This is a genomic window from Streptomyces sindenensis (genome assembly GCF_014649035.1).
Taxonomy (GTDB): Bacteria; Actinomycetota; Actinomycetes; order Streptomycetales; family Streptomycetaceae; genus Streptomyces; species Streptomyces sindenensis.
Genome location: NZ_BMSG01000005.1, coordinates 158,077 through 180,804, shown reverse-complemented (window position 1 = coordinate 180,804; position 22,728 = coordinate 158,077). Strand labels below are relative to the sequence as shown.

At 73.0% G+C, this 22,728-nt stretch carries 16 protein-coding genes and 1 pseudogene; 11 read left to right on the top strand and 6 right to left on the bottom strand.

Features of this window, described 5'->3' with window-relative positions; genetic code table 11:
* Positions 1 to 14 precede the first annotated feature (14 nt).
* The gene (locus IE145_RS09065) at positions 15 to 1,169 is read left to right on the top strand and encodes an aminopeptidase P family protein (RefSeq protein ID WP_189520403.1); all 1,155 of its coding nucleotides are present in this window, start codon (positions 15 to 17) and stop codon (positions 1,167 to 1,169) included.
* Positions 1,170 to 1,187: 18 nt separating this feature from the next.
* On the opposite strand, the gene treZ is transcribed toward IE145_RS09065, so the two are convergent.
* Complete coding sequence (treZ, locus tag IE145_RS09060; protein WP_189520401.1) at positions 1,188 to 2,948, bottom strand: malto-oligosyltrehalose trehalohydrolase; 1,761 nt, start codon at positions 2,946 to 2,948, stop codon at positions 1,188 to 1,190.
* Positions 2,949 to 3,119: 171 nt separating this feature from the next.
* Here treZ and IE145_RS09055 point away from each other — a divergent pair, with 171 nt between their 5' ends.
* Together IE145_RS09055 and IE145_RS09050 are read left to right on the top strand one after the other, a co-directional pair.
* Complete coding sequence (locus IE145_RS09055; RefSeq protein ID WP_189520399.1) at positions 3,120 to 4,541, top strand: GH1 family beta-glucosidase; 1,422 nt, start codon at positions 3,120 to 3,122, stop codon at positions 4,539 to 4,541.
* On the top strand, positions 4,538 to 5,689 hold the full coding sequence (locus IE145_RS09050; protein ID WP_189520397.1) for an alpha-L-fucosidase: 1,152 nt from the start codon (positions 4,538 to 4,540) through the stop codon (positions 5,687 to 5,689). The genes IE145_RS09055 and IE145_RS09050 overlap by 4 nt, the downstream gene beginning before the upstream one ends.
* On the opposite strand, the gene IE145_RS09045 is transcribed toward IE145_RS09050, so the two are convergent.
* Positions 5,661 to 6,572 carry a GNAT family N-acetyltransferase gene (locus IE145_RS09045; RefSeq protein WP_189520396.1) on the bottom strand — a complete coding sequence of 304 codons (912 nt, stop codon included), beginning with the start codon at positions 6,570 to 6,572 and terminating at the stop codon, positions 5,661 to 5,663. The genes IE145_RS09050 and IE145_RS09045 overlap by 29 nt on opposite strands.
* Positions 6,573 to 7,025: 453 nt before the next feature.
* Between IE145_RS09045 and IE145_RS09040 the strand changes: the two genes are divergently transcribed.
* Together IE145_RS09040 and IE145_RS09035 are read left to right on the top strand one after the other, a co-directional pair.
* A complete protein-coding gene (locus tag IE145_RS09040; RefSeq protein WP_189520394.1) occupies positions 7,026 to 7,763 on the top strand; it encodes a DUF1707 and FHA domain-containing protein in 738 nt (245 codons plus the stop codon).
* Between the two features lie 333 nt (positions 7,764 to 8,096).
* Entirely contained in the window at positions 8,097 to 9,131 is a 1,035-nt protein-coding gene (locus IE145_RS09035; protein WP_189520393.1) for a cytochrome P450, read from the top strand.
* 27 nt (positions 9,132 to 9,158) lie between these two features.
* On the opposite strand, the gene treY is transcribed toward IE145_RS09035, so the two are convergent.
* Together treY and glgX are read right to left on the bottom strand one after the other, a co-directional pair.
* Positions 9,159 to 11,537 (bottom strand): malto-oligosyltrehalose synthase, encoded by a 2,379-nt coding sequence (gene treY / locus IE145_RS09030; RefSeq protein WP_189520388.1) that lies wholly within the window; start codon positions 11,535 to 11,537, stop codon positions 9,159 to 9,161.
* An 82-nt stretch (positions 11,538 to 11,619) separates the two neighbouring features.
* The gene (glgX, locus tag IE145_RS09025; protein ID WP_189520386.1) at positions 11,620 to 13,749 is read right to left on the bottom strand and encodes a glycogen debranching protein GlgX; all 2,130 of its coding nucleotides are present in this window, start codon (positions 13,747 to 13,749) and stop codon (positions 11,620 to 11,622) included.
* Positions 13,750 to 14,165: 416 nt separating this feature from the next.
* Between glgX and IE145_RS09020 the strand changes: the two genes are divergently transcribed.
* Both IE145_RS09020 and IE145_RS09015 read left to right on the top strand, forming a co-directional pair.
* Positions 14,166 to 15,401 carry a DUF5919 domain-containing protein gene (locus tag IE145_RS09020; protein ID WP_029182173.1) on the top strand — a complete coding sequence of 412 codons (1,236 nt, stop codon included), beginning with the start codon at positions 14,166 to 14,168 and terminating at the stop codon, positions 15,399 to 15,401.
* 146 nt (positions 15,402 to 15,547) lie between these two features.
* Complete coding sequence (locus IE145_RS09015) at positions 15,548 to 16,261, top strand: 3'-5' exonuclease (RefSeq protein ID WP_189520385.1); 714 nt, start codon at positions 15,548 to 15,550, stop codon at positions 16,259 to 16,261.
* Positions 16,262 to 16,312: 51 nt separating this feature from the next.
* Here the strand turns inward: IE145_RS09015 and IE145_RS09010 are convergent, their stop codons facing one another.
* The gene (locus tag IE145_RS09010) at positions 16,313 to 16,825 is read right to left on the bottom strand and encodes a hypothetical protein (RefSeq protein WP_189520384.1); all 513 of its coding nucleotides are present in this window, start codon (positions 16,823 to 16,825) and stop codon (positions 16,313 to 16,315) included.
* Positions 16,826 to 16,875: 50 nt separating this feature from the next.
* Complete coding sequence (locus IE145_RS09005) at positions 16,876 to 17,742, bottom strand: phosphotransferase enzyme family protein (RefSeq protein WP_189520383.1); 867 nt, start codon at positions 17,740 to 17,742, stop codon at positions 16,876 to 16,878.
* Positions 17,743 to 17,886: 144 nt separating this feature from the next.
* Here IE145_RS09005 and IE145_RS09000 point away from each other — a divergent pair, with 144 nt between their 5' ends.
* The 4 genes and pseudogenes from IE145_RS09000 (at position 17,887) to mgt (ending at position 22,402) form a co-directional block, all read left to right on the top strand.
* Positions 17,887 to 18,930 carry a carbohydrate ABC transporter permease gene (locus IE145_RS09000; RefSeq protein ID WP_189520382.1) on the top strand — a complete coding sequence of 348 codons (1,044 nt, stop codon included), beginning with the start codon at positions 17,887 to 17,889 and terminating at the stop codon, positions 18,928 to 18,930.
* A 26-nt stretch (positions 18,931 to 18,956) separates the two neighbouring features.
* Positions 18,957 to 19,841: a carbohydrate ABC transporter permease gene (locus tag IE145_RS08995; RefSeq protein ID WP_229825439.1), complete on the top strand. Its 885-nt coding sequence runs from the start codon at positions 18,957 to 18,959 to the stop codon at positions 19,839 to 19,841.
* Positions 19,841 to 21,136 (top strand): ABC transporter substrate-binding protein, encoded by a 1,296-nt coding sequence (locus tag IE145_RS08990; RefSeq protein WP_189520381.1) that lies wholly within the window; start codon positions 19,841 to 19,843, stop codon positions 21,134 to 21,136. Before IE145_RS08995 ends, IE145_RS08990 begins: the two co-directional genes overlap by 1 nt.
* 23 nt (positions 21,137 to 21,159) lie before the next feature.
* Positions 21,160 to 22,402, top strand: a pseudogene (gene mgt / locus IE145_RS08985) (macrolide-inactivating glycosyltransferase).
* Positions 22,403 to 22,728 lie beyond the last annotated feature (326 nt).

Sequence of the window (22,728 nt, the reverse complement as noted above, 5' to 3'; positions counted from 1 at the left end):
GCCAGGAGGTCCTGATGCCGAGCCCGACCCCGAGCCCGTTCGCCCAGCAGTCCGCCGCGCCCCCGCCCTTCACCGCCGACGACTACCGGGCCCGGATGGCGCGGGCCGCCGAGTCCGCCGCCGAGGCCGGGCTCGCCGGGGTGATCGTCGCGCCGGGCCCCGACCTCGTCCACCTCACCGGCTACCGCCCCGTCAGCACCGAGCGCCTCACGCTCCTCGTGCTGCGGGCCGGCCACGACCCCGTGCTGGTGGTCCCGACCCTGGAGGCCCCCGACGCGGCAGCCGCCACCGGGGCGCCCGCGCTGACCCTGCGCGACTGGACCGACGGCAAGGACCCGTACGCGGTGACCGCCCCGCTGCTGGCCGCCGAGGGCCGCTTCGGCGTCAGCGACAACGCCTGGGCCATGCATCTGCTGGGCCTCCAGCGGGAGTTGCCCGGCACCTCCTACACCGCGCTCACCGAGGCCCTCCCGATGCTCCGCGCGGTGAAGGACGCCGCCGAACTGGAACGGCTCGCCGCCGCCGGAGCCGCCGCCGACGCCACGTACGAGGAAATCCTCAAGGTGCGCTTCTCCGGCCGCCGGGAGGTCGACGTGGCGACCGATCTCGCCGCGCTGCTGCGGGAGTTCGGGCACTCCCAGGTGGACTTCACCGTCGTCGGCTCCGGCCCCAACGGGGCCAACCCGCACCACGAAGCGGGGACACGCACCATCGAGCGCGGTGACATGGTCGTCCTCGACTTCGGCGGCCTGAAGCACGGTTACGGCTCCGACACCTCCCGTACGGTCCATGTCGGCGAGCCCACCGCCGAGGAGCAGCGGGTCCACGACATCGTCCGCGAGGCCCAGCAGGCGGGCTGCGCCGCCGTGCGGCCCGGCGTCGCCTGCCAGGAGATCGACCGGGCCGCCCGCGCGGTGATCACCGAGTTCGGCTACGGCGACCGGTTCATCCACCGCACCGGCCACGGCATCGGCGTCACCACCCACGAACCGCCGTACATGATCGAGGGCGAGGAGCAGCCCCTCGTTCCCGGCATGTGCTTCTCCGTGGAGCCGGGCATCTACCTCCCCGGCCGCTTCGGCGTCCGGATCGAGGACATCGTGGCGGTGACCGAGGACGGCGGGCGGCGGCTCAACACCACCGCCCGCGAGCTCGCCGTCGTGGAGTAGCCGCGCGGGCGCGGTAGTTCAGTCGTCCGCCAGCACCACGCAGGACTCCGGCGGCAGGTGCAGCACCCCGTCCGGCCCCGGCGCCCCGACCGGCTCCCAGGCCGCCAGCACCCGCCCCCCGGAGCGGCGGTGGCGTCCGAGGCCGAGCGGGATCGCGGCCGGCTTGCCGGCCAGGTTCACCACGACCCGCAGGTCCCCCCGGCGGTAGGCGAACCAGCGCGCGTCCTCGTCGAACGCGGTCTTCACCGACGCCAGATCGGGGTCGTGCAGATCGGGCAACGTGCGCCGCAGCGCGATCAGTTTGCGGTACCAGGCGAGCAGCCGCGCATGCGGTTCACGCTTCGGCTCGGACCAGTCGAGGCAGGACCGGTCCCGGGTCGCCGGGTCCTGCGGGTCGGGGATCTCCTCCTGCGCCCAGCCGTGCGCCCCGAACTCCCGCCGCCTGCCGCTCCGCACGGCCTCGGCCAGCTCCGGGTCCGTGTGGTCGGTGAAGAACTGCCAGGGGGTGCGCGCCCCCCACTCCTCGCCCATGAACAGCATCGGGGTGAAGGGACCCGTCAGCACGAGCGCGGCGGCGCACGCCTGGAGACCGGGGGAGAGGGCGGAGGCCAGCCGGTCGCCCAGCGCCCGGTTGCCGATCTGGTCGTGCGTCTGCGCGTACCCGACGAAGCGGTGCGCCGGGGTACGGGACACGTCGACCGGGCGGCCGTGGCTCCGGCCCCGGAAGCTGGACCACGTCCCGTTGTGGAAGAACGCCGACGTCACCGTCTTGGCGAGGGCGGCCAGCGGGGCCCGGGCGAAGTCGGCGTAGTAGCCCTGGGACTCACCGGTGAGCGCGGTGTGCAGGGCGTGGTGGAAGTCGTCGTTCCACTGGGCGTGCAGCCCGAGGCCGCCCGCCGGGCGCGGGGTCGTGGTGCGCGGATCGCAGAGGTCGGACTCGGCGATCAGCCCGAGCGGCCGTCCCAGCTCCACCGCCAGCGCGTCCACCGCCGCCGACAGCTCCTCCAGGAACGTCAGCGCCCGGGTGTCCGCCAGCGCGTGCACCGCGTCCAGGCGCAGCCCGTCCAGCCGGTAGTCGCGCAGCCAGGCCAGCGCGCTGCCCAGCAGGAACGCCCGCACCTCGTCCGAGCCCGGCGCGTCCAGGTTGACCGCCGCGCCCCACGGGGTGTGGTGGGTGTCGGTGAAGTAGGGGCCGAAGGCGGGGAGGTGGTTGCCGGAGGGGCCCAGGTGGTTGTGGACGACGTCCAGGACCACTCCGAGCCCCAGCCCGTGCGCCGTGTCGACGAAGCGTTTCAGCGCCTCGGGCCCGCCGTACGGTTCGTGCACGGCCCACAGCGAGACGCCCTCGTACCCCCAGCCGTTGACCCCCGGGAACGGGCACACGGGCATCAGCGACACATGGGTGACCCCCAGCTCCGCCAGATGGCCCAGCCGGGCCGCCGCCGCGTCGAACGTGCCCTCCCGGGTGTACGTCCCCACGTGCAGCTCGTACAGCACGGCCCGGTTCAGCCGCCGCCCCGCCCACCCGTTGCGCCAGGCGTACGCCTCCTGGTCCACGACCGCGCTCGGCCCGTCGGGCCCGTCCGGCTGCCGCCGCGAACGGGGGTCCGGCAACCGGGGCCCGTCGTCCACCCGGAACCCGTACCGGTCCCCGTCCGACGCCGCCGCCTCGGCCGTCCACCACCCCTCGCGCCCCGCGTCACGCTCCATCGGGCACCGGACGTCCGCCGCCTCCAGCACGACCGATTCCGCGTCGGGGGCCCACACCTCGAACTGCATCCACCACTCCTCGTCCCTGGGCGGGGCGCGCGGACGCCCGGGGACGGGCTCCACGATCCTCGCGACAGGCTCTGTTGCCGCCCGCCACCGGCGATTAAGGTCTGGTCCTGATCATTGCCCGGCGAGGCGCCCGCTCATACGGATTCCCACGTACGGCTGCTGGAGGCCGCGATGACCCTGCCGATCTTCCCGCCCGGTTTCCTCTGGGGAGCCTCCGCCTCCGCGTTCCAGACCGAGGGGGCGGTGGACGCGGACGGCAAGGGCCCCTCGGGCTGGGACGCCTTCGCCGCGCTGCCCGGCCGGATCAAGGACGGCACCGACACCACCCGGGGCACCGGCTTCCACGCCCGCTACCGCGAGGACGTCGCCCTGCTGGCCGGGCTCGGCGCCGACGCCTTCCGGTTCTCCGTCAGCTGGCCCCGCGTGGTGCCCGGCGGCAGCGGCGCCGTCAACGCCGACGGGCTCGACTTCTACGACCGGCTCGTCGACGAGCTGTGCGCCCACGGCATCACCCCCGCCCCGACCCTCTACCACTGGGACACCCCGCTCCCGCTGGAGGAGGCGGGCGGCTGGCTCGACCGGGACACCGCCTACCGCTTCGCCGAGTACGCGGGCATCGTCGCCGAACGCCTCGCCGACCGGGTCCCCATGTGGATCACGATCAACGAACCCGCCGAGGTCACCCTCCTCGGCTACGCCCTCGGCGAGCACGCCCCCGGCCGCACCCTCCTCTTCGACGCCCTGCCCGCCGCCCACCACCAGCTCCTCGCCCACGGCCTCGCCGTCCGCGCCCTGCGCGCGGCGGGCGCGGACAACATCGGGGCCGCCTTCTCGCACGCCCCGGTCTGGACGGCCGGGGACAGCGACGAGGACCGCTTCGGCGCGGAGCTGTACGACACGCTCACCAACTGGCTCTTCGCCGACCCCGTCCTCACCGGCCGCTACCCGGACGAGAACCTCGCCGCCCTGATGCCGGGGCCGGTCGCCGACGACCTGAAGGTCATCTCCACCCCGCTCGACTGGTACGGGATCAACTACTACAACCCGACCCTCGTCGGCGCACCCCGCCCGGAAGCCCTGGAGACCTTCTCCGGCTACACCATGCCCCCCGAACTCCCCTTCGGGATACGGGAGATCGAAGGGTACGAGAAGACCGGCTTCGGCTGGCCCGTCGTCCCCGAGGGCCTCACCGAGATCCTCACCACCCTGCACACCCGCTACGGCGACCGCCTCCCGCCGCTCTACATCACGGAGAACGGCTGCGCCCTGGAGGAGCCCCACGCCGACGACCGCCGCATCGCCTATCTGGAGAGCCACCTCACCGCCCTGCGCGCGGCGATGGACGCCGGGGTGGACGTACGCGGCTACTTCACCTGGTCACTGACCGACAACGTGGAGTGGACCGAAGGGGCCTCGCAGCGGTTCGGCCTGGTCCACATCGATTACGAGACCCTGGCCCGTACGCCGAAGGCCTCGTACGCCTGGTACCGCGACCTGATCCGCGCCCAGAGGACACGGAGCGCGCAGGAGACCCAGGCGGCCCGGAAGCGGAATCCGGCGGTCGAGGGGGCTTACGCGGCACCGCCCGAATGATCAATACTCCCGCCATGGTCGTTGCTTCATGGTGGTCCCGGGCCCGGCTGGGGATCTTCGTTCACTGGACACCCGCATCCGTCCCCGGGTGGGCCCCGCCCCACGCCCCCGCCGCCGAACTCCCGGCGGCGGGCCGGCGTGCGCCGCTGGGCTGGACCCCGTACGCGGAGTGGTACGAGAACGCGCTCCGCTTCCCCGGCTCCCCGGTCGCCGCCCACCACCGCGCCACCTACGGGAACCGCCCCTACACGGACTTCGGCCGCGACTTCGAGGACGGCCTCGCCGGCTGGGACCCGGCCGCCTGGGCCCGCTCCTTCCGCGAGGCGGGGGCCGGATACGCGGTCCTGGTCACCAAGCACCACGACGGGTTCTGCCTCTGGCCCTCGGAGACGGAGAACCCCCACCGCTCCGGCTGGCACACCACCCGGGACGTGGTCGGCGAGTTCGCCGAAGCCGTACGGGCAGAGGGCCTGCGCTTCGGTGTCTACTACTCCGGCGGACTCGACTGGACCTTCGACGACCGGCCCATCGGCACGGCGGCCGACATGTTCTCCGCCGTCCCGCGCGGACGCTACCCCGCCTACGCCGATGCCCAGCTGCGGGAGCTGATCCGCCGCTACCGGCCCGACATCCTCTGGAACGACATCGCCTGGCCCGCCTCCGCCGACGAGATCCGTTCGCTGGTCGACTTCTACCGCTTCACCGTCCCGCACGGCGTCGTCAACGACCGGCTGCTGCCCTACGCACCGTACTGGCGAGGCCTGCGCCTGCCGGGAGCGAAGGCGCTGTACAACTGGTGGGATCGCCGGACGGTGGCGCAGGGCGAGGGCTTCGTCCCGCGCACACCGCCCGTCTTCGACTTCCGCACCCCGGAGTACGCCCGCTACGAGGGCTCCGACCCGTACGAGATCACCCGGGGCGTCGACCACAGCTTCGGCTACAACCGCAACTCCGCTCCGGACGCCTTCATCGGCCGTGAGGCGCTGACCTCACTGGTCCGCGACACGGCGGCCGACGGCGGGAACGTGCTGCTCAACGTGGGGCCGCGCGGCGAGGACGCGACGATCCCCGCCGAGCAGCGGCTCCGCCTGGAGTGGCTGGCCGAGGAGGCCGGGGCTCTCACGCCAGATGGACCCATTCCTGGGTGACCGGGTAGCCGGCGCGGGCGAACGCGGCGGCCATCGGCGCGTTCCCCTGGTCCGTCGCCCCCGCGACGAACTCGGCGCCCTGTTCGACCAGAAAGTTCGTGCACTCCACCAGCAGGTCGTAGCCGTACCCGTGCCCGCGCGCCTCGGGCACGACCCCGATGAAACCGACGCAGGGCCCCGACGGGTTGTGCGCGGGCACCTGGATGCCCGCCACCTCGCCGTCCGGCGTGTACGCGAGCCGCCACCACTCACGCGGCGACGGGCACCAGTGGAAGAAGTCCAACTCCTCCCGGGCCGCCGCCTCCAGACCGCCGGGGCCCTCGATGGCCTTGCGGGCGTGGGCGTCCAGCGTCGCCGAGTGCACCCGGCGCAGCACATCGAGGATGACCTCGTCGTCCGGCTCGGGGCGGTAGGTGAGCCGGCCCGTCCGCTCGGGGAGCGGGCAGCCGGGGGTCCAGCGGTAGCGGTAGCGCTCGACCAGCGGCTTCATCCCGGCCGCCGTCGCGGCGGCGACCCGCTCCTCGACGGCGGCCCGCGCCGCCGGGTCGTCCCGCCATCCGGCGGGTGCGATCAGCTCGTACTCCTTGTCGAACGGGGCGCGGCGCAGGAGTTCGGCGCCCGCCTCCGCCTCCCCGTCCGCGAAGTCGAACCAGTTGAGCACGACGGGCTCGGTGTCTCCGGGCCCGCCCCACCAGGCGGCCCTGGCGATGACGGTGTCCCCGCGCAGGGCGACCCACGACCAGTCGGGGCGGTACTCGCCGCCGTCGGCGGTCGAGGTGTAGGCCTGGCCGAAGGCGGCCCGGCCCACGAAGGGGCTGTCCTGGAACGTGGTGAAGAGTGCGGCGTCGCTCGGCGTGAGCGCGCGGATGACCGGATCGGTCATGAAGGTGTCCTCCGGGACGGAATGCCGCGCTCCCGGTCAGACGAGGTCCGACACCGCCCGGCGGACGGGACGGGAGCGCGAAAGGGGTGTACTGCGATTGCTGGTGCGGCTGTTCGCGCGCATGTCTCTCGCCTCCTTCCACGACGGGCGTCGGATGTCGAAGCAGACCGTAGCCACCACCGGCACCCGCTGTCCACCGAATATCCGGTGAGCGTCCGGAACCCTGCTCGCGGGCGCGCCCGGGCCCCTCACTCCCGGTCGGGCCTGGCCCCTCACTCCAGGTCGTGGCTCCGGCGCTGCAACGCCTCGCGGCGATCGCGGAGCGCGGCCTGCCGACGGCGGGCGGCCCTGCTTCGCCCGCGGCCGCCGCGTGAGACAGCGGCGCAGGTCAGCGCGGGAGGAAACACGGGCTTGTCTGGACACTCCGGGGCCTTCGGCCCGACAATCGTCGACGTGACATCCTCCTTCGAGTTCCCCATGAGTCCCGCGCGGCTGTCGGACGCCCAGCGCGACCGTGTCGTCGGCGTGCTCAGAGAAGGTGCCGCACAGGGCAAGCTGTCGCACGACACCTTCATGCGACGCATGGAACTCGCCCTCGTCGCCCGTCGCCCGGAGGAGCTGGCCGCCCTCACCGCCGATCTGGAGAGCGACGGCCGCTGGTCGAAGGGGCTGGTCCGCGCGGTGGGCGGGATCTCCGCCTTCCCCGGGCGGCTGCGCCGCGCCTGGCAGACCGAGCGGCTCCCCAAGCTGCTGCTCCCCGCGCCCGGCCCGTATCCGCTGCTCATCGGCCGCGACCCGGCGAACGGGCTGCGCCTCAACCACGAGACGGTCTCGCGGCTGCACGCCGAACTCTCCGCGCAGAACGGCCGCTGGGTGCTGCGCGACCTCGGCTCCACCAACGGCACCTGCGTCAACGGCCAGCGGCTCGTCGGCTCCATCCCGGTGCGCGACGGCGACCAGGTGAGCTTCGGCCGGATGAGCTTCCGCCTGACCGCCCCCGACCGGCTCCCGACCCCGACGTCCCGGCCGCAGGACCACCCGCCCGAGCTGCCGCCGCACGCGCCCCGGCCTTCCGCCGCCGTCCCGCCCCAGCTCCCGCCGCCCGCCCCCGAACCCCCGTCGCACGGGCCCGGCCTCCCGGAGGGCGGCTCCGACCGCCCGCCGCAGGGCCCCTGCCTCCCGCCCGGCTGACCCCACGCCGGGGCGCCCGGGCCCGTGCCCGGCCCCGGGCGTCAGTGCCGCTGGGCAGCCCGCGTCCGGCCAACGTCAGGAACACCTCGCCCACCGCCTCGGAGAGCGTCGGACGGGCGTGGATGTGCTGGGCCACCTCGGCGGGCTCCGCGTCCCGGCCGACCACCAGCCGGCTCTCCGCGGTCATCTCCCGCCGGTCACCGGGATACGCCCTCCGCACCCCACCGCCACCTCACCCGAACGGGCGTACGCCGACTGCGGTGCGCCCCCGGCGGTGGTCCCCTGGGAGAACCCGCGCCGGCCGCCGGCGCACCGATTTCCAGGGGGTGCGAGATGTCAGTCGAACGCCCCGAATCCCTGCCCGCCGCCCGCCGTCCGCACCGGCTCGCGGGCGGGCAGCCGGGACTGCTGACGCCCGGGGCCACGACGGATCCGTACCGGCTGCGCCTCTACCGCCTGCTGCGCACCGACTACCCCCTCGGCTACGACCCGGGCCTCGGCGCCTGGCTGCTGAGCCGCTACACGGATGTCGCCCAGGCCCTCACCGACCCCCGATTCACCGGCTACCCGCACGACGACGGTCCGCGCGGCCGGGCACCCGTCCCGCTCGGCCTCTGCCGGGGCAGCCTGGTCTGCGGCCCGCCCGCCGTGCCGTGGAGCGCCGCCGCACCCGCCGTCGAGCGGACCGCGTACGTCCTGGCCCGCCGGATCGCCGGGCGCGAGCGGGCGGACCTGGTCGCCGACTTCTGCCGATGGCTGCCCGCCGGGGCCGCCGAGGCGGCGGCCGGGCTCTCCTACCCGGACCTGAGCACCCTGCCCCGGGGCGCCCGCCACCGGCGTACCGGCGGGGGAGCCGGTGACTGCGCCGGGGCCACCGCGCTCCGCGAGCACGCCCTCGCCTCGTTCCTCGCGAACATGCTCGACGACCCGGATCTGCTGGCCGCCGCGACGGCCGGCCCCGGGACCGGATCCGGGCCCGGGACGCTGCTGGGACGGGCCTGGACCGAAACGCTGCGCCGCGATCCGCCCGTCCAGATCGTGCTGCGCCGCACCCGTACCGAGGTGGCCGTGAGCGGCGGCACGCTCCCCGCCGACGCGCCCGTCGCCTGCCTCATCGGCGCGGCGGGCCGTGACCCGGCCCGGTTCGGCGCACCCGACCGGTTCGACCCGCTGCGCACCGACGCCGACCCGCTGCTCATCGGCCCGGCCGGCTGCCCCGCCGCCCTCCTCGGCCGGCTGGAGGCCGAGCACGGTCTGCGCGCCCTGCTGACGGCGATGCCCGGCATCCGCTGGGCCGAGGGCTTCCGCCCGGTGGCGGGCGGCCTGCTGACCCGGGGTCCGCGAACCCTGCTCGTACGCCCGTCCTGACGGGCGGGGCCACGGCCCCCGGGCTGGTCAGTCCCGCACCCGCCGCAGCAGCGCCACCGGCCGCTCGGCGAACAGCTCCGCCGCCGCCACCGCGCCGCCCGGGAACTCCCGGCCGGGGGTGGCCGACAGCAGATCCCGCCAGGGCCCGCCGGCGGGCAGCTCCAGCACCGTGTCCCGCCAGCCGCCGCCCTCGGCCAGCCGCAGCGACAGCCGGGTCACCGCCGTGACCACCTTGCCCGAGCGGCAGAACGCCAGCAGATGCGGGGCGGCGGGTCCGGTCGCCGTGAGGGGGGCGTACGTCCCCGACTCACCGAACACACCGGGCAGTTCGCGGCGCAGCGCAAGCGCGGTACCCGTCAGTTCCTGCTTCTCGTCCGGTACCTCAAGCCGCCGGAACGGCCGCCGGTTGTCCGGGTCGACCAGGGCCAGATACTCGCCCTCCGTGCCCTGGTAGAGATCCGGCACGCCCGGCATCGTCAGATGCACCAGCGCCGCCCCCAGCACCTGCGCCCGGACATGCGGGGCGAGCGCGTCCGCGAACTCGGCGATCAGTCTCCGGGGCACACCCTCCCCGCGTCCCGGCCCGGCCGCGACGAAGTCCGACACGGCGCGTTCGTAGGCCGGGTCCGACTCCGTCCAACTGGTGAAGAGCCCCGCCTCGCGGACCGCCTTCAACAGGGCCGGCTCCAGCCGCTCGAACAGCTCCTCGGCCGGCAGCTCCGCGCAGCCGTACGCCGACTGCCACGCGGACCAAGCCAGTTGGGGGTCCGGGGCGGCGACCGGCGTCGCCGCCGTCAGCTCCGTCACCAGGGCCGCCCACCGCTCCGGGCACTGCGACAGCACCGCGATCCGGGCCCGGACGTCCGCGCTGCGCTTCGTGTCATGAGTGGTCAGGACCGTGCCGGTGGCGGGCCGGTCCCGGGCGATCCGGGCGGCGAAGGCGTGGAACTCCTCCGGTGATACGGCAGGCCGACCCGGCTCGCCGCCCACCTCGGTGGCCGAGATCAGCGGAACGTACCGGTAGAACGCCGTGTCCTCCGCCGACTTGGCGTGCAGCGCGGACGCGGTCTGCGCGAACCGGGCGCAGAACGCTGCCTGTTGCTCCCCGCCACCGAGCCGCCCGAGCGCCAGATCCCGTACGACGTCGACGGCCGCCGCCTCCTCCGGCACGGAGAACACCGCCCTGGCCTCCCGTACCGCCTCGTCGGTCAGCGTCTCCAGGGCGGTCCCGGTCGGCGGCTCGCCCGCCGTGACGTACGGGCGGTAGACCGGGACCCGTACCAGCAGCTCCCGTACCGCCGTCCGCAGTGCCCACGGCGCGTGGTCGCGCAGCGCGGGGTCCCGGTCGCAGATCCCGGTGGCCTGCCGGGTCAGCCACGCGGTCTCGGCGGCCAGCTCATGGGTCACCACCCGGTACGCGGCGCGGCGCACCGTCGCGCTCCAGTCGCCGCCCCGGTCGCCGGGCGGTCCGGCGAACTCGCGGTAGCGGCGGAGCAGCTCCGCCGCGCCGGACGGGTCGGTGAACACTCCGTCGATCCGACGCAGGGCGTCGTACCCGGTGGTGCCCGCGACCGCCCACTCCGCCGGGAGGTGCTCGTCGCCGGTGAGGATCTTCTCCACCACCGTCCAGCGCCCGCCGGTGGCCTCGTTCAGCCGTTCCAGATAGGCGGCGGGCGCGGCGAGACCGTCCGGATGGTCGATGCGCAGCCCGTCCAGCACTCCGTCGCGGAGCAGTTCGATGACCTTGGCGTGCGTGGCGTCGAAGACCTCCGGATGCTCGACGCGCACCCCGATCAGCTCCGGGACGGTGAAGAAGCGCCGGTAGTTCAGCTCGGTGCGGGCCAGCCGCCACCAGCCGAGCCGGTAGTGCTGGGCGTCCAGCAGCTCCGGGAGCGGAAGGCCCGCCGTACCGGCGCGCAACGGGAACTCCAGGTCGTGGTAGCGCAGTACCTGCTCGTCGGCGTCCACGGCCAGGTGCTCCAGCTCCCGGCCGAGCGTACCGGCGAGCACCGGCAGCAGGACCCGGCCGCCGCCCGCCGCCCAGTCGATGTCGAACCAACGGGCGTACGGGGACGCCGGGCCCTCGCGCAGCACCTCCCACAGCCGGCGGTTGTGCCGGGGCGAGGCCGCCATGTGGTTGGGCACGATGTCCAGGACCAGGCCGAGCCCGTGCTCCCGGGCGGCCGAGGCGAGCGACCGCAGCCCCTCCTCACCGCCCAGCTCCCCCCGGACCCGGCTGTGGTCGACCACGTCGTAACCGTGGGTGGAGCCGGGGACCGCCTCCAGGACGGGGGAGAGGTGGAGATGCGAGACGCCGAGCGCGGCGAGATACGGCACGGCCTTCTCGGCGGCGGCGAACGGGAAGTCGGGCTGGAGCTGAAGCCGGTACGTGGCGGAGGGCGTCATGGACTTCTACGTACCCCGCCCGGGGCGAACCGTGTCACCCCGGGCGGAACACTCACTCCAGCCGTCTCTTCCCGCCCACCGCTCAGGCGGGCCGCTTCAGCACCGTCAGGCTGCGCCCGATCAGCGTGACCCGCTCGCCCTCGGCCACCTTCGGACCCGTCCCCGGCTCCACCCCGTCCGGCCGCGCGGTGTCCACGACGACCTGCCACTGTTCCCCGTGGTCGACGGGGACGGCGAACTCCAGGGTCTCGGCGCTCGCGTTGAACATCAGCAGGAACGAGTCGTCAAAGATCCGCTCGCCGCGCGGCCCCGGCTCCGAGATCGCGTGCCCGTTGAGGAACACGGTCATCGCCTTGGCGTGCGCCGCCTGCCAGTCCTGCTGCGTCATCTCCTCGCCCTCGGGGGTGAACCAGGCGATGTCGGACAGTTCGTCGTGGGTGCCCTCCACCGGCCGCCCGTGGAAGAAGCGGCGACGCCGGAAGACCGGGTGGTCGCGGCGCAGCCACACCATCGCCCGGGTGAACTCCAGCAGGGTGGTGGCGGGGGCGTCGGCCGGGTCGTCCGGGTCGGGCCAGTGCACCCAGGCCAGCTCGTTGTCCTGGCAGTAGGCGTTGTTGTTGCCCTGCTGCGTACGGGCGAACTCGTCGCCGTGGCTCAGCATCGGCACGCCCTGCGACAGCATCAGCGTGGCGATGAAGTTCCGCATCTGGCGGGCCCGCAGCTCCAGGACCTCCGGGTCGTCACTCTCGCCCTCCGCCCCGCAGTTCCAGGACCGGTTGTGGCTCTCACCGTCCCGGTTGTCCTCCCCGTTGGCGTCGTTGTGCTTCTCGTTGTACGAGACGAGGTCGTGGAGGGTGAAGCCGTCGTGGCAGGTGGTGAAGTTGATCGAGGCGAGCGGGCGGCGGCCGTCGTCCTGATAGAGGTCGGAGGAGCCGGTGAGGCGGCCCGCGAACTCCGCGAGCGTGCGCGGCTCGCCCCGCCACAGGTCGCGGACCGTGTCGCGGTACTTGCCGTTCCACTCGGTCCACAGCGGCGGGAAGTTGCCCACCTGGTAGCCGCCCTCGCCGACGTCCCACGGCTCCGCGATCAGCTTCACCTGACTGACCACCGGGTCCTGCTGCACCAGGTCGAAGAACGAGGACAGCCGGTCCACCTCGTGGAACTGGCGGGCGAGCGTGGCCGCCAGATCGAAGCGGAAGCCGTCCACATGCATCTCGGTCACCCAGTACCGCAGAGAGTCCATGATCATCTGAAGGACGTGCGGGGACCGCATGAGCAGGGAGTTCCCCGTGCCCGTGGTGTCCATGTAGTAGCGCTGGTCGTCGGTCAGCCGGTAGTAGGAGGCGTTGTCGAGACCGCGGAAGGAGAGGGTGGGCCCGAGGTGGTTGCCCTCGGCGGTGTGGTTGTAGACCACGTCGAGGATGACCTCGATGCCCGCCTGGTGGAGCGCCTTCACCGCCTGCTTGAACTCCAGGACCTGTTCGCCGCGGTCGCCCCAGGAGGCGTAGGTGTTGTGCGGGGCGAAGAAGCCGATGGTGTTGTAGCCCCAGTAGTTGGCCAGCCCCATGTCCGCGAGGCGGTGGTCCTGGACGAACTGGTGCACGGGCATCAGTTCGATCGCGGTGACGCCCAGTTCGGTGAGGTGGGCGATCACCTCCGGATGCGCGAGCCCCGCGTACGTCCCGCGCAGCTCGGGCGGAAGCCCCGGATGGAGCATGGTCAGGCCCTTCACATGGGCCTCGTAGATCACCGTGCGGTGGTAGTCCGTCCGGGGGCGCCGGTCGTCGCCCCAGTCGAAGTAGGGGTTCACCACCACCGAGCTCATGGTGTGCGGGGCGGAGTCGAGGTCGTTGCGGGCGTCCGGCCTCCCGAAGGGGTAGCCGTACACCGCCTCGCCCCAGTCGATCTTCCCGGCGACCGCACGGGCGTACGGGTCCAGCAGCAGCTTCGCGGAGTTGCACCGCGCCCCGCGCTGCGGTTCGTAGGGCCCGTGCACCCGGAAGCCGTACCGCTGCCCCGGCATCACCCCGGGCAGATAGGCGTGGCGCACGAAGGCGTCGGTCTCGCGGAGCTCCACCGCCGTTTCTGAACCGTCGTCGTGCAACAGGCACAACTCGATCCGGTGGGCGGCCTCGGAGAAGACCGCGAAATTGGTGCCGGCGCCGTCGTACGTGGCGCCGAGGGGGTAAGCGTGTCCCGGCCAGACCTGCATGATGAAGACTCTTCCACTTCTGATCCGGGTGCGGTGGCTTTCCTCGGCCCGATGCTCCTCGAATACTTCCCGAATTCGTCCCGAATCTTCCCCGAAAACGGGGCGCTCACCTAGGACGTCGCGCGGTGCGGCCACATCCCGTCGCCGGGCCCCCGGCCGCACCGGTCAACTTCGGACACGCCCGTGCCGCCCCGGACGTGCTTGCGGACCCCGCTGTCGGCAGTGCGTCCGATTCCCGCCCCGGGGCGGGCCCCCAATCACTATGAATCCGCTCACTCCACCCGATCTCGCCGCAAGGAACAAGCCTGACGGTCAGGGGAGTTGAGAAAGTCGCCTGCGCATCGGGCTGCGTCGGATCACGCTCCCGGAGTACCCTTCCTTGATCGTTGGGTGGGGGAGTGGAAGGCGGTACGCGGGTGAGCTCGGGAGGGTTCGAGCTACCCCCAGGTGACGCAGGTCACGAGGGGGAATCGACCGATGCCCCGCCCGGGGCGGTGTCCCTCGCGCAGCCCATGGAGATAGGCGCCGAGCTGGACTGGGGATCCGAGGCCTGGGGCGAGGTGCGCACGCGCGCCCAGCGGGCCGGGCGGGCTTATATCTGGCTGAATCTGGTCGAACAACGCCTACGGGCCGTCGTCGCCGCGGTGCTCCGGCCGATCTACGAGCCGGTGCACGGCGAGGAGTGGGTGGTGGCCGCGGCCGGACCGGCCGGGCAGGAGTGGGTGCAGCGCGCCGTCGCCGTCCGCGAGGTCTCGCGCCGCAAGGGCTATCTGCTCGACCCGGCCGACGACAACGTCCTCAGCTTCCTGACGCTGCCGCAGCTGCGCGAGCTGATGGTCCAGCACTGGCCGTGCTTCGAGCCGTACTTCGACGATCGGCGCGATGTCGAGCTGGCGCTGGACGAGCTGGAGGTCGCGCGCAACGTGGTCTCCCGAAACCGGGCGCTGAACGAGGCGGTCCTCGCCCAGGCGGAGCGCGCCTCGGCCCGCCTGCTCGACATCCTCGGCAGCGGGGCCGGGGTGCCCTCGGCCGACCGGCTGCCGGTGGACGCGGTGGAGGAGCTGGTCGGCGACCGGTACGCGGACGTGGTCTCCGTCCACCCCGACCGGGTCCGGCTCCAGCGCCAGCTGCCCGCCGAGGACCTGTTCGGCGGGGCGCGTCGGCTCGACGCCATCGGGATAGGCCTCAATCTGCTCGTGCAGAACTTCTCCGGCCGCCGGCTCGTCCGGCTCGCGGAGTCGGGCTGCCGGGTCCGGCTGCTGTTCATCAACCCGGCCAGCAGCGCGGTGCGCCGCCGTGAGCGGGAACTCGGTCTCAAAAAGGGCGAGCTGAGCCGCTCGGTGGAGATGAACATCCTCCACATGCGCCGCGTCCGCTCCAAGCTCCGCGACCCCGGCGCGTTCCAGATCCAGGTGTTCGACGAGACCCCGCGCTTCACCGCCTACCTGGTGGACGGTGACGGGCCGGACGCGGTGGGCGTCGTCCAGCCCTATCTGCGGCGGGCCCGGGGCATGGAGGCGCCGGTGCTGGTGCTGCGCGGCGGGGGCAGGCGCACGGTGGTGCGGGAGGGCCAGGACAACGAGCACGGGCTCTTCGAGACGTACCGCGAGGAGTTCGAATCGGTCTGGACGGACTCCCGGCCGGTCTCCTGACCCCCGCTGACCTCTCCTGCCCTCCGGCTGGCCTCTCCTGACCTTCCTACCCTCCTGACCCTCCACCGGGTTTGTCAGTGGCCCGTGCGAAGGTGGTCATCACTCGGGGGAGCACCACGGGGGAGCACCACGAAGGAGGTATCGGGATGAGCTGGCATCAGGGCACACTGGTCGGCTTCGACCTGGAGACGACGGGGACCGACGTCGAGAGCGATCGGATCGTCACCGCCGCACTCGTCCGGCTGGACCCGGACGGCGCGGTCGCCGAGCAGCGCACCTGGCTGCTCGACCCGGGCGTGGCGATACCGGAGCAGGCCTCCGCGATCCACGGCATCGGCACCGACCACGCCCGCAAGCACGGCACCCGGGCGGCCTCGGCCGTCGAGGAGATCGCCCACGCGGTCGCCGAGGTGCTGCGCTCGGACGTCCCGCTGGTGGTGATGAACGCCCGCTACGACCTCTCGCTGCTGGATCGTGAATGCCGCAGGTACGGACTGCCGTCGGTCGAGGAGCGGGTCGGCGGCGCGCCGTCACCCGTCATCGACCCGCTGGTCATCGACAAGCACGTCGACAAGTACCGCAAGGGCAAGCGTGCCCTCCAGGCGCTGTGCGACCACTACGGGGTCACGCTCGACGGAGCCCATGACGCGAGCGCCGACGCGGTGGCCGCGGTGCGCGTGGTGCGCCGGATGGGCGAGCGCCACCGTCCCGTCGCCACCCTGCCCCCCGACGAACTGCACGCCCTTCAGATACGGGCGGCGGCCGAACAGTCGGCCTCGCTCCAGGCCTATCTGCGGCGCACGAGCGATCCGGCGGCGGTGGTCGAGTCGGCCTGGCCGCTGATCCCACGCGGCGCCTGAGCCGGACGACCGCCGAGCCGGCGGCCGTCGACGGTGGCCGCCGGGCCCTGCTCAGAGTCTGCCGAAGACCACGCCGCGCCAGGTCCACCCCGCGTCCAGGGTGGTGTTCCGGAGCGGATCCGTCAGGTGTGCGCTGTCGAAGCTGAAGGACTCGGTCGCCTCCAGTCGGCCACTCTCCCCTCGTCCCAGCGTGTACCGGCGCGAGATGGTCCTGCCCCCGCCGCGCCCGTACGTCGCCGAGGCCCGGAGCCTCGGCGGGTTGCCGACGCGGGTGACTTCCCAGCTCTCCTCGGCAGCACGCACCTCGGGGACGTCCTCGGCCAGCCTCATCCGGATCCGGAGGGCGTGCGTCAGCTGGGATTGGACGAAGACGTGCTGCCAGGCGGGCTCGGCGATCCGCCACTCGGCCACCAGATCGGCACCGTGTGCCGCGCCGCCGCTGATGAGGTAGGGGACATCCGGCCCGTTCAGGGAGAGCAGGGCCCTCCGCAGCTCCTCGGTCGGACGTGGCGCGACCCCGGCCTCGGGGCGCTTGGTCCCGGTCAGCCTGTCGAAGAATCCCATGGGGGCAACCTAGGCGACCGGGAAGCGTGGACCCGCACCGCCCGGCCCCTTCAGAACGGGTACCAGCGGACCTCGGGGTCGCCCTCGCGCAGGGACGCCACCCGGCGGCGGAATTCGGCGAGGGCCTTCGGGTTGGCCGGGGCGTGCTGGGAGACCCAGGCGCAGCTCGCCGTCTCGCGGGCGCCGCGCAGGACCGCGCATCCCTCCCACTCCCGGACGTCCCAGCCGTACGCGGCGGTGAAGGCGTCGTAGGCCGCCGGGTCCAGGCCGTAGCGGTCGCGGGAGAGGGCGAGGACCACCAGGTCGTGCTCCCGCAGGTCGGCGGAGAACGTCTCCAGGTCGACCAGGACCGGGCCGTCGGGGCCGACATGGACGTTGCGCGGGAGCGCGTCGCCGTGGATCGGGCCCGGCGGGAGGTGCGGGACCAGGGCGGCGGCCGCCGACGCGAAGCCGTCGCGGCGTTCGCGGAGGTAGTCCGCGTCCGCCGGGTCGATCGCGTCGCCCGCCAGCGTCAGCCAGCGTTCGACCCCGCCGAGCAGCTCGCGGCGCGGCAGGGCGAAGTCCTTCGGGGCGGGCAGCGCGTGCACCAGGGTCAGCAGCGGGGCGAGGTCGCGCGGTTCGGCCGGGCGTACGGCGTCCGGGAGCCGGTGCCACAGCGTCACCGGGTGGCCCTCGATGAGGCGGGCCCCGCGCTCGGCCGCGCGGACGGCCGGGACGCCGGACGCGGCGAGCCAGTCGGCGAGCGCCACCTCCCGCTCCGCCCGCGCACGCAGCTCGGGGTGGCCGGTGGCGTCCCGGCCGACCTTGACCACCAGGTCGCCGACGGCGAACACCGCGTTCTCGCCCAGCGCGAGCAGCTCCGCCGCACCGGGGAACCCGGCGGCCGTCAGCACCTCGCGCGCACGCATCTCGTCCATGGGTGCGATTTTCGCATCCTCGCAGGCCACCTTGACGAACCGACGGCCCGTCAGCACGATGACGGAGGCCTCCCGGACAGCCGGAAAGGGATGAAGTCCGCCCCAGGCGCGCATCGGGCAGATACGGGACAGAGAGGTCTTCTCGTGACATCGGTGACCGCGACGAAGCGGTCCGGACCGGACGGCCCCGACGGCGGGCGCAGCGGCCGGGACGGGCGAGGCGGGCGGGACGGGCAGGACGGACGAGGCGGACGGGGAGGACGGCCGCGCAGGTCCTGGTGGCGTGGCCCCCCGGGGCCGCCGCCCCGGGGCAAGGCCCTCGGGGACCGGACCGCCTGGTTCCTGGTACTGCCCGCGCTCATCCCGATCCTGGTCCTGAGCGTCGGACCGCTCCTCTACGGCATCGCGCTCGCCTTCACCGACGCCCAGTCCGGCCGGACCCGCTCCACCCAGTGGACCGGCACGCTGAACTTCCAGGACCTGCTGCACGACACCCTGTTCTGGGACTCGTTCCGGATCGGCCTGGTCTGGGCGGCCGGCGTCACCGTCCCGCAGTTCCTCCTGGCCCTCGGCCTCGCCCTGCTGCTCAACCAGAACCTGCGGCTGCGCTGGCTGGCCCGGGCGCTGGCGATCGTCCCCTGGGCGATGCCCGAGGTCGTCGTCGGCATCATGTGGCGGCTCGTCTACAACCCGGACGCCGGCATCCTCAACGAGACCATCCGCGACCTCGGACTCGGCGACGGACGGGACTGGCTGACCGGCCTCGCCACCGCGCTGCCCGCCGTGATCCTGGTCGGCGTCTGGGCGGGCATGCCGCAGACCACCGTGGCCCTGCTCGCCGGACTCCAGAACACCCCGCGCGAACTCCACGAGGCGGCCGCCCTGGACGGAGCGGGCGCCTGGCGACGGTTCCGTACGGTCACCTGGCCCGCGATCAAGCCCATCGCGCTCGCGATCTCCGCGCTCAACCTGATCTGGAACTTCAACTCCTTCGCCCTGGTCTACGTCCTGACCAGCGGCGGACCAGGCGGCCGGACCCGGCTGCCGATGCTCTTCGCCTACGAGGAGGCCTTCCGCTACGGGCAGTTCGGCTACGCCGCGGCGATGGGCTGCGTGATGGTCGCGGTGATCTCCGTGCTCCTCGCCCTCTACCTCGTCGGCCGGCTCAGGGGAGGCGAGGACCGATGAGGCGAGCACCGGAGAGGCGGGGACCGATGAGGCGCGGGCTGCTGACACGCGGAGCGCCCGACCGTGAGTCCACCGGGCTGCGGACCGGCCGGGCCGCGCGCACCGGGCAGTACCTGGCCCTCCTGGCGTATCTGGTCTTCCTCGCGTTCCCGTTCGTATGGCTGATCTCGACCGCCTTCAAACCCGCCCGCGAACTGGGCTCGCTGCATCCCACCTGGATCCCCGAGAACCCCACCCTGGACAACTTCCGGCAGGCCTTCGACGAGCAGCCGCTGCTCCAGGCCGCGGGCAACTCGCTGGTCGCCGCCGTCTCCGCCGCGCTGATCGCCGTCGTGATCGCCACCCCGATGGCCTATGTGATGGCCCGCCACCGGGGCCGCCTCGCCACCGCGGCGACCGGCTGGGTCGTGGTCAGCCAGGCGTTCCCGTTCGTCCTGGTGATCATCCCGCTCTTCCTGATCCTGAAGAACCTGCATCTGATCAACACCCTGTGGGGGCTGATCCTCGTCTACGTCGTCTGGTCGCTGCCCTTCGCTCTGTGGATGCTCGCCGGGTACGTACGCGCCGTGCCCACCGAGCTGGAGGAGGCCGCCGCCGTGGACGGCGCGGGCCGCTTCCGTACCCTCGTCTCGGTCGTCGCCCCGCTGCTCGCCCCCGGCATCGTCGCCACCGCGCTGTTCGCGTTCATCACCGCATGGAACGAGTTCTTCTTCGCGCTCGTCCTGCTCAAGACCCCGGAGAAGCAGACCTTGCCGGTCGTCCTCACCCACTTCCTCGGCGCGGAGGGCGTGGCCGACCTCGGGCCGCTCGCCGCCGCCGCGTTCCTCGCCACCCTCCCCTCCCTCGTGCTCTTCGCCTTCATCCAGCGGCGGATCACCGGCGGGATGACGGCCGGGGCGGTGAAGCACTGATGCGCGCCACGGTCCGGCGGGCGGCCACCGCCGTCACCGTCCTGGCCCTGCTGCTCACCGGCTGCTCCGGCGGCGACGACGGGCGGGACGCGGACGGCACGATCCGGCTCCGGTTCCAGTCGCTGGCCTGGCAGAAGGAGTCCGTCGACGCCAACAAGCAGCTGGTGAAGGAGTGGAACGCCGCCCACCCCGATGTCCAGGTGGAGTACGTCCAGGGCAGCTGGGACAGCGTCCACGACCAGCTCCTCACCTCCTTCGAGGGCGGCGAGGCCCCCGACGTGATCCACGACGCCTCCGACGACCTGGCCGACTTCGCCTACGGGGGCTACCTCGCCGACCTGCGCCCCCTCCTGCCCGAGCGGCTCAAGGCCGACATCCCCGAACAGTCCTGGCGCACCACCACCTTCGGCGAGGGCGTCCACGGGGTGCCCTTCCTCCAGGAGCCCCGCGTCCTGATCGCCAACACGAAGCTGCTGAAGGCCTCGGGCGCGCGCACCCCGACCCCGGAGCGCCCCTGGAGCTGGGAGGAGTTCCGGCAGGTCACGAAGGAGCTGACGGGCCAGGGGCGGTACGGGATCGCCTGGCCGCTCAAGGAGCCCGTCTCCGTCAGCCTCAACCTGGGCCTGTCCGGCGGCGGCCGGCTCTTCCACCGCGACGGTGACGGCAAGGCGGTCCTGCGCTTCGAGCCGGGCGACGGCGTGGTCACCGGCACCATCCACGACCAGGTCAACACCGACCGCAGCGCGGCCCGCAGCGCGCTGGGCATGGGCGGGTCGGACGCGCTGCCCGGGTTCTTCGGCGGCAGGTACGCGATGCTCCCGCTCGGCTTCTCCTACCGCCAGCAGATCATCCAGCAGGCTCCCGAGGGATTCGAGTGGACCGTGCTGCCGATGCCGGCCGGCGCGGGCGGCGCGGTCCAGGGCGTGAGCCCGCAGACGCTGTCCGTCGCCGAGGAGAGCCCGCACCAGAAGGAGGCCGTCGCGTTCATCGACTTCCTGCTGCGTCCCGCGAACATGGTGCGCCTCGCCCGGGGCGACTGGATGCTGCCCACGGGGACCGAGGCGCTGGCCGATCCGTCGCTGCGGGTGGCCGAGCACGGGTGGGCCGTCGGCGCCGCGCTCGCCGAGGGGCTGCGGCCGGCGCCCGCCCAGTCGGTGCGCGGCTACCCCGAGTGGAAGGACAAGGTGGCGACCCCCGCGTACCAGGAGTTCTACAGCGGCGCGATCGGCGCCGACGAACTGAGCAACAGGCTGGTGGAGGACGGGAACCGGGTGCTGGCCCGCTATCAACGCTGATCGCTGGAGGATCCGCACACGGAATGAGGTTGCACGAGACGTCTCGTCTCGTTTAGAGTCGTCGGCATGACGGAATCCCCGCGTGCCCACATCGCCATGTTCTCCATCGCCGCCCACGGACATGTGAACCCGAGCCTCGACGTCGTCCGCGAGCTCGTCGACCGTGGACACCGTGTCAGCTACGCCATCCCCGCCTCCTTCGCGGAGAAGGTCGCCGCCACCGGCGCCGAGCCGGTGATCTGGACCTCGACCCTGCCGACCGACGAGGACCCCGAAGCCTGGGGCACGGAGCTGATCGACAACATCGAGCCCTTCCTCGCCGACGCCATCCAGGCCCTGCCGCAGCTCGCGGACGCCTTCGCCGGTGACGAGCCCGACCTCGTTCTGCACGACATCACCTCCTATCCCGCCCGCGTCCTCGCCCATCGCTGGGGTGTCCCCGCCGTCTCTCTCTGGCCCAACCTCGTGCCCTGGGACGGGTACGAGAAGGAGGTCGGTGAGCCGATGACCGCCGAGCTGAAGCAGACCGAGCGCGGCAAGGCGTACTACGCGCGCTTCGAGAGCTGGCTCGCCGAGAACGGCCTCGGTCATGTCCCCAGCGACGACTTCGTGGCCCGCCCGCGCCGCGGCCTCGTCCTGATCCCCGAGGCACTCCAGCCGAACGCGGACCGGGTGAACCGCGAGATGTACACCTTCGTCGGCGCCTGCCAGGGCGACCGCGCGGACCAGGGGGAGTGGGTCCGGCCGGCCGGTGCGGAGAAGGTGCTGCTGGTGTCGCTCGGCTCCTCGTTCACCAAGCAGCCCGCCTTCTACCGCGAGTGCGTCGCGGCCTTCGGCGATCTGCCCGGCTGGCATGTGGTGCTCCAGATCGGCGCCCACGTCGACCCCGCCGAACTCGGTGACGTACCGGGCAACGTGGACGTGCGCACCTGGGTGCCGCAGCTGGCCGTCCTCAAGCAGGCCGACGCCTTCATCACCCACGCGGGGGCGGGCGGCAGCCAGGAGGGGCTCGCCACGGGCACCCCGATGGTCGCCGTTCCGCAGGCCGTCGACCAGTTCGGCAACGCGGACATGCTCCAGTCCCTGGGCGTCGCCCGGCATCTGCCGATGGAGGAGGCGAACGCGGCGAGCCTGCGCGAGGCCGTGCTCGCCCTGGTGGACGACCCCGAAGTCGCCGCCCGCTGCGCACGCCTGAGCGAGCAGACGGCGCGAGAGGGCGGCACGCCGAGGGCCGCCGACCTCATCGAGGCGGAGCTGTCGCGCTGAGCGGATCCGCCTGACTGTTATCCGGACGTTCTCCGTCCCGCCCCGACCGCCGCGACCTGCGGTTACCCGGGGCGGGACGCTTCTGTTACGGCCCGGTGAACCCGATGTCGCGGCGGAGACGGTCGGTGCATCTGCACGCACCCCCTCGCGATTTCACACCCGGGGCGGGGCGTTCACCCCCCTTGCGCACACCTTCACGGGTCTTCACGTGTCTTCACGCATGGTCACTCCTGCCCCGGAGGGCCCAGGGGAGGTGCCGACGTCGGCCGGGCGATCGGCGCCCAGCGCTTCAAGTGCCGCTCTGAACAGGGGATATGAGGGGCGTG

What these genes read in the sequence shown, in the direction of transcription:
- IE145_RS09065 (WP_189520403.1), top strand. Translation starts at nt 15, where the DNA reads ATGCCGAGCCCGACCCCGAGCCCGTTCGCCCAGCAGTCCGCCGCGCCC.
- treZ (WP_189520401.1), bottom strand. Translation starts at nt 2,948, where the DNA reads ATGCAGTTCGAGGTGTGGGCCCCCGACGCGGAATCGGTCGTGCTGGAG.
- IE145_RS09055 (WP_189520399.1), top strand. Translation starts at nt 3,120, where the DNA reads ATGACCCTGCCGATCTTCCCGCCCGGTTTCCTCTGGGGAGCCTCCGCC.
- IE145_RS09050 (WP_189520397.1), top strand. Translation starts at nt 4,538, where the DNA reads ATGATCAATACTCCCGCCATGGTCGTTGCTTCATGGTGGTCCCGGGCC.
- IE145_RS09045 (WP_189520396.1), bottom strand. Translation starts at nt 6,572, where the DNA reads ATGACCGATCCGGTCATCCGCGCGCTCACGCCGAGCGACGCCGCACTC.
- IE145_RS09035 (WP_189520393.1), top strand. Translation starts at nt 8,097, where the DNA reads ATGTCAGTCGAACGCCCCGAATCCCTGCCCGCCGCCCGCCGTCCGCAC.
- treY (WP_189520388.1), bottom strand. Translation starts at nt 11,537, where the DNA reads ATGACGCCCTCCGCCACGTACCGGCTTCAGCTCCAGCCCGACTTCCCG.
- glgX (WP_189520386.1), bottom strand. Translation starts at nt 13,749, where the DNA reads ATGCAGGTCTGGCCGGGACACGCTTACCCCCTCGGCGCCACGTACGAC.
- IE145_RS09015 (WP_189520385.1), top strand. Translation starts at nt 15,548, where the DNA reads ATGAGCTGGCATCAGGGCACACTGGTCGGCTTCGACCTGGAGACGACG.
- IE145_RS09010 (WP_189520384.1), bottom strand. Translation starts at nt 16,825, where the DNA reads ATGGGATTCTTCGACAGGCTGACCGGGACCAAGCGCCCCGAGGCCGGG.
- IE145_RS09005 (WP_189520383.1), bottom strand. Translation starts at nt 17,742, where the DNA reads ATGGACGAGATGCGTGCGCGCGAGGTGCTGACGGCCGCCGGGTTCCCC.
- IE145_RS08995 (WP_229825439.1), top strand. Translation starts at nt 18,957, where the DNA reads ATGAGGCGCGGGCTGCTGACACGCGGAGCGCCCGACCGTGAGTCCACC.
- IE145_RS08990 (WP_189520381.1), top strand. Translation starts at nt 19,841, where the DNA reads ATGCGCGCCACGGTCCGGCGGGCGGCCACCGCCGTCACCGTCCTGGCC.